Source organism: Paenibacillus sp. EB106-05-06-XG162, from assembly GCF_058791655.1.
This window is the reverse complement of the sequence record NZ_JBYTDT010000005.1, coordinates 211,702-229,587: the sequence shown is the minus strand read 5'-3', so window position 1 is coordinate 229,587 and position 17,886 is coordinate 211,702. Positions and strand designations below refer to the sequence as shown.

Here is a 17,886-nt window from a genome sequence, read left to right as displayed (position 1 = left end):
AACTACCCAAACAAAGAGAAATCAGCCTTCATAACATAACGAGTAATCAAAATAAGGTTTTGGGAGGTGTTCACATGTCCGGTCTTGGTGGATCTTTTACAAGCACAAGTACAATCCTTGTATTGTTCATCTTGTTAGTCATTGTCGCTTGTGCTTGTGTTGGTGGTATTGGTGATATCGGTGGTGTTGGATGCGGTTGTTAGAGCCTAATGTCGATCATACTACGAATCGACTTAACACATTCTTACTCACAATATATCTCTAGATCACACCGTTCACTTTCCAAATAAAAATGCACTCCTTAGAATCCATCGGATTCCCCCTGTGGGTTTTTCCAATGCCTATTCTAAGGGGTGCACTTCACTTGAAATATGGGTGCTTTAATTTCGGATTGGACGAGACTCGGATTGCTGACCCCGTGAAGTTCATAACTGGACTCCATCGTTATTTCAATTTATCCAAGCTTCGCTTGGCCTTCATCACGATTCTTTTCGTTTCCTTGGTATCCGAGACCTTAAGCCACTGATCACAAATCTGCATAACCCAATCCGGATTCGTCTTGCTGGCATCATTTAACCAATTACCTGCGGAGTCTTGCACATATTTGACTGAGTCAGCCTTTACCCTGTCTAGTAAGGGGAGCGCTATGCGAGGGTTTACTTTTAACTCTTGTATATGTTTGGCCCAGACACCTACGGGACGCGTCGACTCAATGGCAAATCGCCGGATATTCGCATCTGGATCGCATACCCAATCAGCCAGAAGGGCAATCGATTGCTCTAATTCCTTCGCGATCGATTCCCTCACGGCCATCCAAGCAATCTCACGGACTCCAAAATGTGCATCTGCTGCAAATGGACGAATCGATGCTAGTTTCTCTTCAAGGCTTAATCGATGATCTAATCCAATGATGTAAGCGGCCCAGCAGCGAACGCTATCAGAAGGATGTGCAGTCAGTGTGCGGAAGATTCGGGAGCTGTCATGCTGAGGCATTTGATCGAACAATTGCAGCCACTCCGTTGCGATGGAGGGGATCGTCTTCATAATTTTCGATTCCTTCGCTTCATGAAGCCTCTGCATCATGGCATGTGCCTCTTGCTCCAGACCAAGTTCAGTCAGAATGTGCTGGAGTAATGTTAAATGATCTACCGCCAGCCACTCAGTCAAATTCACCGATTGAAGTTGTCCTTGCTGCAGCAGATTCACAACTTCACTCGGAATATCTGCTAGTTTCCTTGCACCTATTCTCTCTTGATAGGCATTTCCATCCTTCGCGGGCATGTTCTCCACTCCATCGTTCATACTTTAATATAGAATACTTCTTTTTGAGGAAGATAAGATGTAGTGTGGATTACAGCTTTTCAAGTTGATCGCGATGTAGATAAATCGTTTTAAATCCTGTTTGAATCAGGTTCTCTTTCACCAATTCTTGCAAAGCTATCGTAACAGCTTCTCTAGTCGCTCCAACAAGATTGGCGATTTCTTGATGCGAAAGTGCGTAATTTATTCTCAAATACTCCTCATCGTGAGTCGAATATCCAAATTGATCCGCCATCTTTTTGACGACATAGATAATTTTTGAATGTAGATTTCCCAAGGCTAAATTTTGCGTTAAATGACTCATTCCAACAATACGATCACTCAATACTTTGATCATATTCATCATAAATCGAGGTCGTTGCATGAGATAACTCTCGAATCGATCTTTATTCATAAGGCAAATATGGCTTTCTTCGATCGTTTCAATGTAATGATCCCGTGTGCCGAGTGAGATCATATTCATCTCGCCGAACACGTTGCCTTCACACAGGATATCCGAAGTAAATTGTTTCCCTTCCGCATTCAACTTGAACAGACGTACCTTCCCTTGTTTCACAAAATAAAGACCTTCTTTGAACGTATCAGGTGTTTGTATATATGTACTTTTTGGCATGATGGTTATCGAAGTTAATTCATCCATCTCGATTAAATCTTCATTAGATAGCGACTTTAATAGATTAAATTGCGATAAATATTCAATGCGATCCATGTCTCCTCCTTGTTGACTCATTCCATATGATCATTATACATAAAAACAAATACGAATTACGATGAGAAGCATTTCAGAGTGTAGTATCGACTTCGTTGATAGAATACAGAAATCGTTGATGAGGAAAGTAGTTATACCTGTTGAGAGACTATAAAATATAGTACATAAGGCGGTGCTAGTGACATTTCAGGAATCGCTTTCATGACGAATCTAGTAGATGATTCTATACCATAAATGAACGGAGGGTATTACTGTGTCTATATTTGCAGTGGAAGGTAATCAATTTGTTTTTGACGGCAAGCCGGTCAGGCTTATTTCAGGTGCAATCCATTATTTTCGCGTCGTTCCCGAATATTGGCGGGATCGTCTGATGAAACTGAAGGCTTGCGGCTTCAATACGGTAGAAACCTATATACCGTGGAACTTGCATGAGCCAAAGGAAGGACAGTTCAACTTTGAAGGCATCGCCGACATCGTCAAGTTTATCGAGACGGCCGGCGAATTGGGGCTATATGTTATCGTTCGTCCAAGTCCGTATATTTGCGCAGAGTGGGAATTCGGCGGATTGCCGGCATGGCTGCTGGCCGATCCCGGCATGCGGTTGCGCTGTTTCCACCAACCATTCCTCGACAAAATTGACGCCTATTACGACGTCTTGTTACCGAAGTTTGTTCCGCTGCTCTGTACCAATGGCGGGCCGATCATCGCGATGCAAATCGAGAACGAATACGGCAGTTACGGCAACGACACGCAATATCTAGAATATTTAAAAGAAAGCAAGATCAAGCGCGGTATCGACGTATTGCTGTTCACCTCCGATGGACCGGGAGACTTTATGCTCCAAGGCGGCATGGTGCCGGGAGTCCTCGAGACTGTCAATTTTGGTTCGCGGCCAGAGGAATATTTCCCTAAACTGCGCGAATATCAGCCGGAAGGCCCGATCATGTGCATGGAATATTGGAACGGCTGGTTCGATCATTGGTTCGAGCAGCACCATACCCGCGATGCCGCTGATGTGGCAAAAGTATTCGACGAAATGCTGGCGATGGACGCTTCGGTCAACTTCTATATGTTCCATGGAGGGACGAATTTCGGCTTCTGGAGCGGCGCGAATGACGACGGCACCACTTATATGCCAACAATCACAAGCTACGACTACGATGTACCGATCAGCGAATGCGGCGATTTGACGGACAAGTTCTATGCCGTACGCGAGGTTGTATCCAAATATGTGGACCTCGGACCACTGGAACTGCCTGAACCGATCAAGAAAAAAGCTTACGGCCAAGTGAACATGTCACAGCAGGCTCCGCTGTTAGAATCGCTTGACAAGCTGTCGACGCCGGTGCAAAGAACTTGCACGGACCCTATGGAGCTGCTCGGACAAAACTACGGGTTTATCCTGTATACAACGCGGATATCCGGACCTCGCCCAGAGACGAAGCTAAATCTGCAGGATGTGCACGATCGTGCGCAGATCTTTGTCGACGGTGAATTCAAAGGTATCGTTGAACGCTGGAACAAAGACGCGGAGCCGATCACTTTCAGTATCCCGCCAGAAGGTGCGCAATTAAGCGTGCTAGTCGAAAATATGGGTCGAACCAACTACGGTCCATCCTTGCGAGATGTGAAAGGGATTACGGAAGGAATTCGCTTCGGGGCGCAGTTCCTGTACCATTGGACGATCCATACACTGCCTATGGAAGATTTGTCGAAGCTGGAATATACGCATACAACCGCGAAATGCGAAGGCAAGCCGACATTCTACAAAGGGACGTTCCAAGTGGATGAGGCGGCAGATACGTTCCTTGAGCTGAAAGGCTGGAACAAAGGCGTCGCGTACATTAATGGCTTCAACCTTGGTCGATATTGGGAAACAGTAGGTCCGCAAAAAACGTTGTATATCCCGGCTCCACTTCTTCGCAAAGGAGAGAACGAGCTCGTGCTCTTCGAGCTGCATGGTGCCGAAGAGCCGGTCGTAATGCTGCGAGACAGCGCTATTCTCGGATAGAAATCCACAAGAAAAAAGGAGAAGGCGATATCACGCCTTCTCCTTTCCCAATTGGGGGGCCTTTACTCAATAATTTTCTGTGCCAGTATTGCTAGGTCTTTAATGTCTACTTGGCCATCGTTATTCAAATCGGCTTGCTTATATTTCGCCCAATCTGGATCCGCTGTTGTCTTGCCATAAGCTGCTGCGACGATTGCGAGATCCCCGATCGAATATTTGCCATCGCCGTTCAGATCGCCCGGCTTCCCTTGGATCATGCTATCGGTAAAGGCCTTCAGTGCTACTGTCAATGCCGATACCGCTTGCTCGACCTGCTCCTTACTCGCATCGTTTAGATTTGCTACAGCTTTGGCTTGATCGATCGCTGCTCGAAGTATCGCTTTGGAACCTACTGGATACTGTCCAGCGCTCGTGCCTTCCACAGCCGCATCATAGATATGCTGTGCTTCTGTAATTAATGCGAGGAGGGCTCCTTTGTCGACTCTTTCTTGAATGATAGTCTTATACGTCGAACCGGTTAGCGGCATTTCCTTACCTTCACCATCCGCCAACACAAGATTCGAAAGTCCAACCGAGGCTTCACCCATCGATTTGGCAGTAAACCGCAGTTTTAATAGATCACCCTGAGCTTGTGCACCCGATGTATTCGCCAAGAGGAGCCGCAGCTTCCCATCAGATGCTTTCTTCTCGACAATTAACGTCTTCTCTTCTACAGTGCTGACGTCCATCAATTCCAACTGCTTCGCATCATAGTTGAACGTTAGATCTTGAGCGTAAACGCTCTGTGTTACATTGTTCAGTCGGTAAGTTAGATCAAAGGATTGGCCTTTAACGGTTGTCGCAGGACCTGTTAGAGATGCCTCCGGCTTATTTTTGATGCTAGGAACAAGTATGGCATCCGCCCAATCGCCATGATCTTCGGAAATGCCGTCACCGTAATCCGCGACGACGAGCTTCAGTTCCTTGACGCCTTTCACAGGGACTTCAATCGCTTTCGCTACCGTCGTCGCCCGCATTAAGCCACTGTCGTAAGCCTTCACGCCGTCCAGGAACACTTGGAAGACAATCGTGTTGCGATCCGATCCTGTTCCGCCGATTTCCTGATCCACCCCGATGACAGCCTTGAAAGCTTCGTAGCTCCGGTCGCTTAGATCATAGACGATTTCGGAGTTCGCATGCGTACCGAGCCCTTTATCGTACGTTACTGCGCCCGAAGGACCACGCAAACGAATCGGATTGCCTTCTACGCTCTGATCCTTCTGCACTGTAAGCCACCCTGACGTAGCACGAACCCACTCCATGTCGCTTAAATATTGATCCGTCACATTGAATTGAATCTCATACGTCTTTGAGAGCAGCCCATCCGAAGAGCTTGCCGTAACAATCGTCTTACCGGATAGATCTGCAGCCGGCGTTACCGTAATCCGTACATCTTTGCTCGTCGCAATAGCTTCAACTGTAGGTACCTTCTGTGTGCCGCGAAGCACGTTGTGCGTGTAGCTCGTTTTCTCCGGATCGAATCCAGTGAGCGCCCGCCCATCTACTTGAATTGAGCTGATCAAATTGACGGTCGAGATCGCTTTGCTCAGTTCCATCAAATTCGAAGTGCCAGCCGGGATCGGACGAAGCGTGTAGCTGTAGCTATATTCCTTGTTCGGTAGCAGAAGGTACGCTGGATGCGGTTTGGCTCCCCAACTGTCGTCACCGCCGACGCCCATTTGCTTATAATTCACGCGCAATGTGATGTCATCACGATGTGTAACTTGATACGGATGCAGCGGTCCATCCAGATCGTCTGGTGTGTAATGCAGCGCATTCGCCTCGATCGTCGGGGAGCCAATGGCCATAATTCCCGCGCCTTCTGGATTGGTTAGCGCTACGAATCGCACATCGGTCTTGTTCCCTGTCTCCGACGGCTCGATGTACGGGAAGAATTGCTCCTCTACCGTACCGCTGTATAACCCGACATCCGATCCCGTATTGCGGTCCTGATAATTTTCGTAAGGTCCGCGGCCATACCATGCCATTTGCTCAAATTCCTGCGGAACGGTCATGAGACTTCCTACTTCAGGAATTTCCGGAAGCGTGCTTGCCCCCGGCTTCAAGCTGTTCGAGACGGTAATGTCGCCATTCCCGAAGATCGTATAAGACGTCTTATACGAGGAGACGGTCGTCGTTGGCAGCGTCCCTTCCACATCGATCCTCACGATTTTTTCGCCGATCTTCGTTACATTCACCTTGGTAACATTTCGATTCTTCCCAGCGTTCTTCCAAGTCGCCATCCGGGATGGGCCGCCGTTACCTTTGTCATTGTCAATCGGGGCACGCCAGTAATTCGGTATCGGCCCGTTTTTGATCAACGATTTGCCTTTATAATTGAAGCTCTGAATCGTTCCTGCCGCTTTATCAAAGGTCAATTCGATGTCGTCATTCTGGATCTTCACTTGCGTACCCTGCTCTTCCGTCGTCAGATTCGGCATCTTCGACAGATCAAGTGCGGTCTGCGCTGGCGTATTCACCGGTAATTTGTACTGCTGCTTCGCCACCACATGGCCCTTGGAAGCCCATAACGTATCGTTCTTCAACGTGAAGCTGATATTGAGCCAATACTCGACACCTGGTTGCTCTTTCGGCCACACATAAGGAACTGTAACTTGCTTAGACGTTAGCGCCGGGATATCCAATCCCGTTAGGTCTCCGTGCTGAACGACTTGATGATCTGCTCTTAACTCCCAAGTAGCATCGTATTGATTAACATTGCTAAATAGAAATTCATTCTTAATCTCGACGAGCCCTTTCTTAAGATCTACGTCCTTCACGTTAATGTTCTGGTAGACCTGCTTAACTTCCCATAGCTCAGGCTGTACGGTGCGATCAGCCGAAATCAAGCCATTGGCCATAAAGTTGCCGTCATTCGGATTGTCGCCGAAGTCGCCGCCGTAAGCGAGATATTCATGCGACTCCAGCGGGATGGACTTGGCATCCGATACATTGAAATCCATCCATAACACGGTACTTGAATCCGGCGAGCGGTCCATATTATTTAACTCCGTTAACGATAATCCGCGATTATAGACACGAACTTTATCGAAGCTCATGTTGGAAGTTCGGCCTCTCTCCGCATCTTTGCCGATCGTAAGCGGATATGAACTTGCGGCAAGACTTCCTGTATAGACTTTAGTTGCGACGATTTGTCCATCAAGATAGAGACTCAAGTTCGAGCCGTCATAAGTACCTGCCACATGATGCCATTGATTCAGCCAATTCGCAGGCAAGTTCGCCGTCGCCGCGGTCCAGACGCCACCTTTGTAGACGAAAAACTCCAATTTGTCCGTACCGTTCATTTTCAGGGCAAATTGCGTGTCGCCTTTGGCGATGATTGGACTATTGGCGATGCTCGCGAGCGGTTTCACCCAAGCCTCGACGGTCAGTGGGCCTGTTAGGTTATACTTGGCATCGTTAGGTAGCGTAACCGAAGCAGAAGCCCGATCTTTCGCCTGTAGGACGCCAGTTACACCATCAGCCTGTTCCACGACACTTCCAGTGTAATCCGCTTGATAAGACTGATTCGCATCCGTCAGATAGAGCTTTTCTGACGGCGTCTTCATGCGCACCGCTTGATCCACCCAATCCCATATGAACCCGCCTTGCAAATTCGGATATTTCTTGATCATATCCCAATATTCTTGAAGATTGCCCGTACTGTTCCCCATTGAATGCGCATATTCGCACATAATATAAGGTCTTGGATCACTACTCTTCGCATACGTTTCAAGCGTCGAAACTACTGGATACATGTGGCTGACCATATCCGTGACCTTCGCGTCATTATAGCCTTCATAATGAATCGGGCGCGTCGGATCTAGACTGCGGATATAATCCGATTCCGTCTTGAAATTCGATCCTTGGCCAGCTTCATTGCCAAGGGACCAGATGAGGACAGACGGGTGGTTCTTATCGCGTTCGACCATGCTGCGGGCCCGATCCTTAATATTCTCGGTCCACTCCGCTTTGTTCGTCGGGACAGATCCGTTGACGCCGTGCGTCTCCAGGTTCACCTCGTCCAAAATATAAATCCCATATTGATTCGCAAGCTCATACCAGAATGGATGATTCGGGTAATGCGAGGTACGGACCGCATTAATGTTAAACTGCTTCATCAATTTGATGTCTTGAATCATCAGATCCAGATCAATCGCATGACCCGTATCCGGACTGCTCTCATGCCGATTGGCACCTTTTAGCATAATCGGCTTACCATTGAGCATCATTTGTTGCTTGCCGCTGTCGCCCACCATCACCTTCACTTCGAATTCCCGGAAGCCAACACGTGTACCAGCTGTCTCAATGACCTTCCCCGTGTCATCTTTAAGACTAAATACGAGGGTATACAAATTCGGTGTCTCGGCTGACCACTTGAGCGGATTCGCGACTAGTTTGGAGCCGCTAGCCTGAACTTCAGCTTGACCGTTCAGATCTGCCTTCATCACGACGGGCTCCGTCAGCACGGGTTGATTGTTCGCGTCATAGAGCATCGCTTCAACGGTATGCTTTTCCTCTGACGCACTCGCACCATCTTTTTTCACGTTGACCTTCAATTGCAGATCTGCATCTTTATAGTCCGCGTCCAAGTCCGTCACGATTGTGAAATCCCGGATATGAACCGACGGCGTACTGTACAAGAACACATCGCGTTGAATGCCACTAACGCGCAAGAAGTCCTGATCTTCAAGCCAACTGCCATCTGACCAACGGTAGACTTCTACGGAGAGTGAATTCTCACCTTCCCTTAAATACGGCGTAATATTGAAATCCTTAGCCGTATAGCTGTCTTCAGCGTATCCGACCTGCTGGCCGTTCACCCACACATAGAATGCGCTTTCAACACCTTGGAACGAAATAAATGTCTGCCGATCCTTCCAATCTGCCGGAATCGTGAAGGTACGCTTGTAAGAACCGACTGGGTTGTACTGCGTTGGAGCGAAAGGCGGCTGGACATTCGGCGTATTGCCGTTGCCCCAGAACGGGTATGTAACATTGGTATAAATCGGAAAATCATAGCCTTGCATCTGCCACTCCCCTGGCACTTTAATGTTCTTCCAACCACTGGAGTCATATGTATCCTGGTAGAAATCCACTGGGCGTGTGGCTGGGTTATTCGCCAGATTGAATTTCCATTCACCGTTCAACGAACGATAATAAGGCGACGGATGTTCGGTCATCGCTGAGATCATATCTGCACCTTTCAATGCGGAATCGACATCCCCAAAGGGAATAAAAGATGCATGTGCTGGCTCACGGTTCACCTGAAAAACGGTCGGATTGTTATTCCATTCGGGGTAGCCATTCGCAGGTGCAGCCCCCGCAGTTAATCCCCAAAATGTATTCGCCACCATGAGCAGCATGAGTAGTAACGACAATCTTTTTTTCATCAACGTTACAAAGCCTCCTTCTCAGATAATTAATGCCGTCCTCCTCTAAATTCTTGCTGTGTGCCTTACAATACCATTATTACGTTGCCCCCGTCGCAATTACATCCAAAATCCTCATATGTTCTAGGGAAATTCTCATCAATTCGTAGGAAAAGAAAAAAGGCAACTCCGTCGAAAGGAAGTTGCCTTAACGTGCATGTCTTCGTTTGGTTCGTCACTACTGATTTAACTCCGGAAGCTCGTCGGCAATTTCATAATCGATGACAAGCTCAACAGGTAATTCCATTAAAACTGAAGAGACACCTTTTGATCTTTGCTTATCTCCAAGGACAGATAACCATCGATCGGTTCAAGGGTCCAGTCTTGCTTCCCATCTTCTTGGACAATTGCCGATTTATCGGATTTCATTCTAAACGTATTGTCGACACAGCAAGAGACCTCCAGCTGACAGACTTGCATGCAATCCCAGACAAGGGATATTTCGAACCCTCCGCGAACGCGAACGCCCGATAACGATCCACTCTGCCAAGCGGAAGGAATCGCAGGCAATAATTCGACATACCCTCTGTGGGATTGAACAATCATCTCTGCAATGCCCGCCGTATAGCCGAAATTTCCGTCAATTTGAAAAGGAGGATGGGAGCCGAGAAGATTCGGAGATATACCGCTGCCTCTCCCCCCATAGGCTGTAACGACGTTAAAAATGCGCTCTAGCAGCAGAAAAGCACGTTCCCCATCCTTCAAACGAGCCCATAAACAAACCTTCCACCCAAGACTCCAGCCTGATCCAGCATCGCCGCGCCTGTTCAACGTTTGCCGGACGGCATCCAGCAAGACACCGTCAGTCAGTTGATTCCCCGGAAAAACTCCGTAAAGGTGGGAAACATGACGATGGTCTTGATATTCATCCTCATAGTCTATGAGCCATTCTTGCAGTTGGCCGTACTTGCCGATTTGCATCGGATGCAGACGTGCCTTGGCCGCAGCCATATGCATCACCCATTCATCTTCAACTCCAAGAATAGCGACCATTTTTAAGCCATTTTCGAATAAATCGTTGATCATCTGAAGATCCATCGTCGCTCCCTGTGTGACAGCTCCCAACTGACCTTCATTCGAATAAAAATGATGCTCCGGTGAGGTCGACGGCGATGTAATCAAATATCCGCTTTCATCCTCTACCAGCCAATCCAGGCAAAATTGAACCGCGCCTTTCATTAACGGATACACTTCTTCGGCAAGAAATTGTTTATCCTGCGTGTACTCGTAGTGCTCCCATAAGTGGCGGCACAGCCAAACCCCGGACATCGGCCAGAACGCCCACGCCGGATCTCCGTGCCGCTCTGCGCCTACAGGCTGTGCATGTCTCCATAAATCCGAGTTGTGATGCGCCGTCCAGCCCTTTAGTCCAAACCGCTCCTCAACCATTTTTCTGCCGTTTACTGACAGCTCCTGAATCGCCTTAAGCAGCGGACGGTGGCATTCGGACAAATTCGTCACTTCCGCAGGCCAATAATTCATTTCCGTATTAATATTCAGCGTGTAATTGCATCCCCAGGGCGGCCGTACCATATCGTTCCATATCCCTTGCAGGTTGGCCGGCTGCGTCCCTTCCCGGGAAGAGGCAATCAGCAAGTAGCGTCCGAAATGAAATAACAAGGCAACCATTGCCGGGTCGCTAGCACCATATTTTTGGATCCGCTTATCGGTGTCAAGTATATCGTCCCCCTGGTCAGTTTCACTTAGAGTGAAATCGACTCGATCAAAAAGCTCGCGGTAATCGCGTATATGCTCTTGTTTCAATTGATCGTACGGAATTTCCATCGCTTTCGAAAGAATCGACTCATTCAGACGGGTCAGCACGTCAAAATCGGTGCCGGGCAATTGATCGTAGCCGTTGAAGGACGTCGCAACCGCAAAGTAAAGAACGACCTTCGTCGCGTGTTGAACGGATAGCTTGCCGTTTCGGTATGCAGCTTGGCCATCTTCGATCGAAGCACCCAATCTCCCCTCGAAATGAATCGCTTTCGTGTTGCCTAATTCTCCATACACAATCGGCTGCAAATCCTCTTCGTAATAACCCGGTGCACAGTATTCGGGACATATCCCTTGCACGAACAATGCATTGTCATCTTGCAACGTAAATGCTCTGTGCGGACTGTCCAAGGTCACATCAAAGTTAAGCTGCTTGGGAATGGAGCTTGTCAGTCGGATTGCCAACACTTGATGGGGATTGGATATGAAAGCTTCACGCGTATATTCGACCGGACCGATCGTGTACGTTACCGAAGAGAGCGCGCGTTCAAGATCTAGCGACCGTTTATATCCCCGGCCTTCCTCGCCGTGCATAAAGCGTATGGTCAAGTTACCAAGAGGCATATACACTTGCGCATAAGGGCCGAACATGTTTTTCGTCTCCTCGTCCGCCTCGCTGTATTGATGTTCTCGAAGGAGCTGCCTCACTTTCTTGAGCGATTCCCGGTCATCATGAGGCTTATACCGATTTGGGGGACCAGACCACAACGTATCTTCGTTCAACTGAAAGCGATCCTCTCCTACGCCTCCAAAATGCATGGCACCTATTCTCCCGTTGCCAAGCGGCAATGCCTCCGACCAATGCATCGCAGATTTGCTGTATGATAAACGTTTCATATCGTTCTCACAACTCCTCATCTCCAATTACAACAAGGAGCGTGACAACATCACGCTCCTAAGTTCAACTCAATTCATATCCATTATTTCTTAAAAGTCTCGTCATAGGCTTTATTGATTAGCTCAAGAGCTCGGTCAGATCCAAGTTTTTTAACCTGTGGAATAACTTCCGAATCCCATTTATCAATGCTTTGCTTACCGATAATTACATTTACCGAAGCTTCCTCTACGTAGGTATCAATAGCCGTTTTGAGGTCGGTATATTCTTTTTTCGCATTCGTATCGCTAAATTTCGCATCAAAGGATGGCTTGCCAAAACCTTTGTTTTCTTCCAAAAATGCTACCGATTTTTTCATGGCAGCACCATTTAACTCAAAAGTATTAATAGCAGCTTGATTTACAACAGCGAAAAGGTTTTGGTCGTTAAGCCCCTGGTTCTTGATCGAACCATTTGGTGTAGCAGGAGTTTGGAAATCCTTTAAAAATTTCACAGTATCATCGGAATTCTTTTGATAAGATTCGCCTTCGATACCAAATTGCATGGCATCGATACCTTGCGGGCTGTACATCCAATTCAGAAAATTAACCAATTCATCTTTGTATTTCGATTGGTTTGAAATTACTTTGTAACTTCCTAAATAGCCACTTAAAACACCGGTACCAACTCGAGTATTGTTGTAAGCAGGTTGAAGCATAGCCGTAAATTCAAAGCCTTGGGGAATTTTGCTTCCCATTTGTTGAACAATCTCGTCGCCAACTTGTGGGTAGTCAAAGGTCACAAAACCTTTGTTTGTAGCTAACATTTCATTCCATTCATCATCTGTAATCGTAGTAAAGTTTGGATTTAATAAGCCTTCAGAATACAGTTTATTCAAGTAAACCAACGTCTCTTTGTAGGCTGGGATTTCTGGACCGAATAAATATTTGTGCTCAGCATCGTCAAGATAGAAAGTGTTATACGTTCCTCTATAGTAAGCTTGGTTGGCAATGAGGTGAGTCGCGCCCCATCTTACAAAATATGGGTAAGAATCAGGGTAAAGTTTCTTCAGTTGAACTAAGGTCTTGTATAAATCGTCAAACGATTCGAACTTCGTGGATAGATTGTTTTTTGCAAAAATATCAGTTCTGCCGAGCATAACTTCATCGGCACGATATGGCACATCATACATTCTTGGGGCGCCATAATATTTGCCGTTAGGCGAACGAGTCAGATCCATAGCAGGTGGATATTTTTCTAACATTGCTTTGTAATTATCAAGCTTCCCTGATTCCAAATACGGCGTTAAATCTAAGAATGCTCCTTGTGGACCATAACGGTCCGCATTATCGACTCCTAACGTAATCAAATCCGGTAGCGATCCAGATGCTAACATGGTATTCAATTTTTGTTTATAATCTGCACGGGCTACAGTAATGGGTTTGATTTTAATATTCGTATACTTTTGAATGGTCTTAAAAATTTCTTCGTCACCAGTGTATGGGGTATTACCCTGTAAGAACCAAGTCACTTCAATTGGTTTTTCGCTAATTTTTTGTTCGGCGGCATTTGAGTCTGATGTCTGTGACGGCTCTGTGTTTTTGGCAGATTCGCTTGGCTTGCTGCTGCACCCTGCAGCAAACAACATCATAACAGCTACAAATAAGACCAATAATCTTTTCATGATATTTCTCCTTTTTAGTAAATTTTATGAGTTACCCTTTAATTGAGCCAATCATAAGACCCTTGACAAAGTACTTTTGTATAAAAGGATAAATACACATAATAGGAAGGGTAGTAATGACAATAGATGCCATTTTCAAAGACTCCGTTGCCGCGTGATTTATATTACCATAGGCATCTTTATCGCTTGGATCGAAGGTTGCAGATACCAAAATACCTCTTAAAATCATCTGCAAAGGATACTTTTCAGTGTCGTTTAAGTAAAGCAACGCATTGAAATATCCATTCCAAATGCCAACAGCTGTAAATAAACCGATGGTTGCCAAGATTGGCTTGGAAAGCGGTAAAATGATTTTTACTAATATTTGAGGATCAGTGGCCCCATCAATGTAAGCAGATTCACTTAAGCTTTCCGGTATATTCCTAAAGAAGGATCTCATGAGAATAATGTTCCATGCGGACAACGCCCCCGGAAGAACCATAACCCAAATGGTGTCTAATATATGCAGGGACTTATAAGCCAGATAAGTTGGAATCATACCGCCACCAAAAAACATGGTTATCAGGTATACCTTGGAGATAAATGAACGCATTTGAAACTTATCTTTGGAAAGCGGATATGCTGTTATGGCTGTGAAAACTAAGGTAAAAAACGTTCCAAGCGCGGTATACACAATCGTGTTTTTATATGCGGTAAAAAAAATAGGATGGTTTATCATGGTCTTGAATGCACCTAGATCAAAACCTTTTGGGAAAAAAGTAACTTTCCCTGCAATGACTTCTGCGGGATCGCTAATAGACACAGAGACAACGTAAACAAAGGGATAGAGCATAGCTAGTACAACAATAGCCAAAATGATGTACACAACGGAAAGAAAGACCCGATCTCCCAATGGTTCTTTGATTCTATAAGGATTTTTCTTCATGACATCACCATAAACTTTCCTTTAGAAGTTTTCTGGAAAAATAGTTTGCTCCAAATACAAAAACAATGGAAACCAAACTGTTAAACAACCCAATCGCACTTGAAAATCCATAATCTTGGTCGATTATACCTTTGCGGTAAACATAAGTAGAAATAACATCGGCAACATCATAGGTGGCAGGGCTATACATTAACAGAATTTTATCGAATCCAACACTGACAATACCGCCAATGGATAAAATTAACAATGTAATGATGGTTGGACGGAGGCTGGGCAAGGTGATGTGAATAACCTGTTTAAACTTAGAACAGCCATCCATCTTAGCCGCTTCATACATTTCTGCGTCAATCCCTGTAATGGCCGCCAAGTAGAGTATGCTGGAATAACCAATTTCCTGCCAAATACCTGAGCCAACATACAAGCTTCTAAAGTAACCGGATTCGTTAAAAAATTGGATCGGCTCAACACCGAAATTTGCTAGCAATTCATTGACAATTCCACTACCACTAAAAATGGATTTCATAATGCCCACAATGACAACAATCGAAATAAAATAAGGCAGATACGTAGCGGTTTGAATAAATCTCTTCATTTTGGGATGTATCACTTCGTTAATTAACAAAGCCAGAATAATGGGTGCGGGAAAAGACCAAAGCAAGTTAGTAAGACCAAGAACAAACGTGTTTTTTATAATTCTAAAAAAGTTTGGATCATTAAAAAATCGAATAAAGTTGTCAAATCCAATCCATTCAGAGCCTTTAATTCCTAAAAACAAACTGTAATTTTGAAAAGCTGTTACGACACCGACCATGGGATAATAAGCAAACAAGGCAATCATAATTAACCCTGGGAACGACATCAACAGAAGAAAGCGGTTACATTTCCAATCATAATTTAACTTAGAAATAAATGACCTTTTGGATAATTTTTCGGTAGTCGTCGACAAGAGCTCACCTCATCCCCTTTTTTTGAAACAATCGAATTGCTTGAGGATCACGCATTCGCTGCCCTCGATCCCCTGGACGGTAGAACTCCTTTCGCGAACGAAGCCCTCATTATTTTACATGCTCTACTAGATGTAAGCGGATTCAAACTATGTCATGAATATCGATGAATCCATGTCATGATTAATACTTAAATCTTACTCTCCCGCCAATGTGAGGTTAATGTCTTCATCCTGGATTCCACATTAAAATAGCGCTTTCAATATGTCTCTACCGAGTTCGTTATCAGCCTCCTATTAATCACATTTTATGGGTTTTTGATATAGAAAAATACTGCACTCAGCAACGATTTCTGCACTCTATCAACGAAATTCATCGCAATGAGTGAAAAAAAGAAAAAATAAAAGGTCAGCCAGAATTGGCTAACCTTTTAGCGCGATGTCCCCATGAACTTGGGCTTCAATATGCAGTTGATAGAATGCAAAAATGGAGGGCTGATTAGATCAACTCTCCATCCTTGTTTCTAGTTAGAACAGACAGCTCCCGGTATAAAGGGATAACAACGCGAACCGTCGTCCCTACACCCAATTCGCTCTCGATCGTGATACCGAACGATTCTCCGAATTGCAGTTTGATCCGTTCATTCACATTTCGGATTCCATAACCAATACTCTGACCTTCAGATCCAAATATTTTACTCACCGTCTCCTCGCTCATCCCGACGCCGTTATCGATGACTTTCATGACGATGGTTCCTTCTTCCTGATAGGCGATGATCCGGATATGAAGGGGCTCTTCGGACATGGCATGCTCCAAGGCATTTTCAACGAACGGCTGTAAAATCAGCTTCACTGTATCGTATTCCAAGACAGAGAATTGAATGTCATAGCTGACATCCAGCCTGTCGACATGCTTTATCTTTTGAATGCCAATGTACGAACGGACCTGCTGAATTTCCTCGCGAATCGGGATGATCGATCTCCCTTGATTCAGGGTTAGACGATAGAACATGGCCAGCTCTGTGACCATTTGGTGGAGCTTCTCCGTTTCGCCTAAACGCGCGAGTCTGCTAATCGAAGATAATGTATTGTACAAAAAGTGCGGTTTAATTTGAGCCTGAAGTGCATCCAGCTCGGCTTCTTTCTTCTGCAAGTTGCTGATGTAGACCTCCTGAATGAGGTCTTCTATATTCTCAGCCATTTCATTAAATGCTATGGCAATTTGCGCAAACTCATCCGATCCAGAATATTGGACCCGCTTCGCAAAATTCCCTTCCTGAAAGACTCGGAGTGAGCGAACAATCCTGGAGATTTGCTTCGAAAACGTATTCGATATAATCGCGCTGATCACCACGAGTACCAAAAAACTTGCTAAACAGACGAGTAGTGTAACATTCTTTACTTTCTGCGCAGCATGTTCCAACTCCTGAAGCGGAACAAGCGCCATAATACGCCATTTTGTTCCGTCGACGGGCTCATGAATTTGCATATAAGCTTCCGCCTCAGATTGCCAATGCTGCGGGAGCGGATTGCTCCTATTCTCGTATACAGTTTCGTTCTGCTCGTTGATCACGGCGAAATACCCTGGGATGCCATCTCTGCTGTCGCTATAATTCAGGTTTCCGAATAAATCATCCATTTTGACGGTAATCCGCATCGTACCAATCGGCTTAATGGTCTGGAAATCCATCATCTTTCTAAGCCAAGAAACATTCCCAAATTTCGAATCCGAACCAACCTGCATCCATATGGAGTCTACAGGCATGTCATCAAAACTTCTCACCCAATCCAACTGCTCGATGCGATGATAATGAATCAGATTATACCGTTTGCCATCCAAGAGCGGGTCTTCACCGGTCTCTGTATCATAAATTTCCGGTAAGCTTTCATTATGCAATAACAAATCAATCACGACGTTATTCGGAGACAAGTTCAATGCCGATTCCAGCTTTGGAATGATCTTATCCTTAACGGTCTGATAACTTTCCAAGGGCTCATACCGTTTGTTGAATGCCCGCTGCAGCGACTGGTCCAGATAAAGCTGATTATCGACCTGCTCTACCGTTTTCATTCTTCTCTCAACATTATCATTAGCCTGCTTTAACGTGCTTTTCACATTTTGAATCGTCTGTTCTTTTACATATTGTACAGAGGTATTATAAGCATAATAACCGATCGTAATAACTGGCACGATAACCAGAAGCATATAAGAAGCCATTAATTTATATCTGAA

Annotated in this window: 10 protein-coding genes; 2 read left to right on the top strand and 8 right to left on the bottom strand. The window is 45.5% G+C overall.

Annotated elements, in window-relative coordinates:
• Positions 1-74 precede the first annotated feature (74 nt).
• Positions 75-203, top strand: coding sequence for a YjcZ family sporulation protein (locus AC3WU2_RS14060; protein ID WP_492455061.1), 129 nt, complete (start codon positions 75-77; stop codon positions 201-203).
• A 241-nt stretch (positions 204-444) separates the two neighbouring features.
• Here AC3WU2_RS14060 and AC3WU2_RS14055 read toward each other — a convergent pair whose 3' ends face one another.
• Together AC3WU2_RS14055 and AC3WU2_RS14050 are read right to left on the bottom strand one after the other, a co-directional pair.
• Complete coding sequence (locus tag AC3WU2_RS14055) at positions 445-1,281, bottom strand: DNA alkylation repair protein (RefSeq protein WP_492455060.1); 837 nt, start codon at positions 1,279-1,281, stop codon at positions 445-447.
• Between the two features lie 70 nt (positions 1,282-1,351).
• Positions 1,352-2,029, bottom strand: coding sequence for a Crp/Fnr family transcriptional regulator (locus AC3WU2_RS14050; protein WP_492455058.1), 678 nt, complete (start codon positions 2,027-2,029; stop codon positions 1,352-1,354).
• Positions 2,030-2,282: 253 nt separating this feature from the next.
• On the opposite strand from AC3WU2_RS14050, the gene AC3WU2_RS14045 reads away from it, so the two are divergent.
• Positions 2,283-4,040, top strand: coding sequence for a glycoside hydrolase family 35 protein (locus AC3WU2_RS14045; protein ID WP_492455056.1), 1,758 nt, complete (start codon positions 2,283-2,285; stop codon positions 4,038-4,040).
• A gap of 62 nt (positions 4,041-4,102) precedes the next feature.
• Here the strand turns inward: AC3WU2_RS14045 and AC3WU2_RS14040 are convergent, their stop codons facing one another.
• From AC3WU2_RS14040 to AC3WU2_RS14015, 6 genes are all read right to left on the bottom strand, one after another.
• On the bottom strand, positions 4,103-9,472 hold the full coding sequence (locus tag AC3WU2_RS14040; RefSeq protein WP_492455318.1) for a glycoside hydrolase family 2 TIM barrel-domain containing protein: 5,370 nt from the start codon (positions 9,470-9,472) through the stop codon (positions 4,103-4,105).
• A 285-nt stretch (positions 9,473-9,757) separates the two neighbouring features.
• Complete coding sequence (locus tag AC3WU2_RS14035; RefSeq protein WP_492455054.1) at positions 9,758-12,124, bottom strand: glycoside hydrolase family 95 protein; 2,367 nt, start codon at positions 12,122-12,124, stop codon at positions 9,758-9,760.
• Positions 12,125-12,207: 83 nt separating this feature from the next.
• Positions 12,208-13,785, bottom strand: a complete 1,578-nt coding sequence (locus AC3WU2_RS14030; protein ID WP_492455052.1) for an extracellular solute-binding protein — start codon at positions 13,783-13,785, stop codon at positions 12,208-12,210.
• Positions 13,786-13,816: 31 nt separating this feature from the next.
• Positions 13,817-14,710 carry a carbohydrate ABC transporter permease gene (locus AC3WU2_RS14025; protein ID WP_492455050.1) on the bottom strand — a complete coding sequence of 298 codons (894 nt, stop codon included), beginning with the start codon at positions 14,708-14,710 and terminating at the stop codon, positions 13,817-13,819.
• A 4-nt stretch (positions 14,711-14,714) separates the two neighbouring features.
• Entirely contained in the window at positions 14,715-15,656 is a 942-nt protein-coding gene (locus tag AC3WU2_RS14020) for an ABC transporter permease (RefSeq protein WP_492455047.1), read from the bottom strand.
• A 496-nt stretch (positions 15,657-16,152) separates the two neighbouring features.
• Positions 16,153-17,871, bottom strand: a complete 1,719-nt coding sequence (locus tag AC3WU2_RS14015) for a sensor histidine kinase (RefSeq protein WP_492455045.1) — start codon at positions 17,869-17,871, stop codon at positions 16,153-16,155.
• Positions 17,872-17,886 lie beyond the last annotated feature (15 nt).

Excerpts from the sequence above, each read along its gene's own strand:
- AC3WU2_RS14060 (WP_492455061.1), top strand. The coding sequence starts at position 75 with ATGTCCGGTCTTGGTGGATCTTTTACAAGCACAAGTACAATCCTTGTA.
- AC3WU2_RS14055 (WP_492455060.1), bottom strand. The coding sequence starts at position 1,281 with ATGCCCGCGAAGGATGGAAATGCCTATCAAGAGAGAATAGGTGCAAGG.
- AC3WU2_RS14050 (WP_492455058.1), bottom strand. The coding sequence starts at position 2,029 with ATGGATCGCATTGAATATTTATCGCAATTTAATCTATTAAAGTCGCTA.
- AC3WU2_RS14040 (WP_492455318.1), bottom strand. The coding sequence starts at position 9,472 with ATGAAAAAAAGATTGTCGTTACTACTCATGCTGCTCATGGTGGCGAAT.
- AC3WU2_RS14035 (WP_492455054.1), bottom strand. The coding sequence starts at position 12,124 with ATGAAACGTTTATCATACAGCAAATCTGCGATGCATTGGTCGGAGGCA.
- AC3WU2_RS14030 (WP_492455052.1), bottom strand. The coding sequence starts at position 13,785 with ATGAAAAGATTATTGGTCTTATTTGTAGCTGTTATGATGTTGTTTGCT.
- AC3WU2_RS14025 (WP_492455050.1), bottom strand. The coding sequence starts at position 14,710 with ATGAAGAAAAATCCTTATAGAATCAAAGAACCATTGGGAGATCGGGTC.
- AC3WU2_RS14015 (WP_492455045.1), bottom strand. The coding sequence starts at position 17,871 with ATGGCTTCTTATATGCTTCTGGTTATCGTGCCAGTTATTACGATCGGT.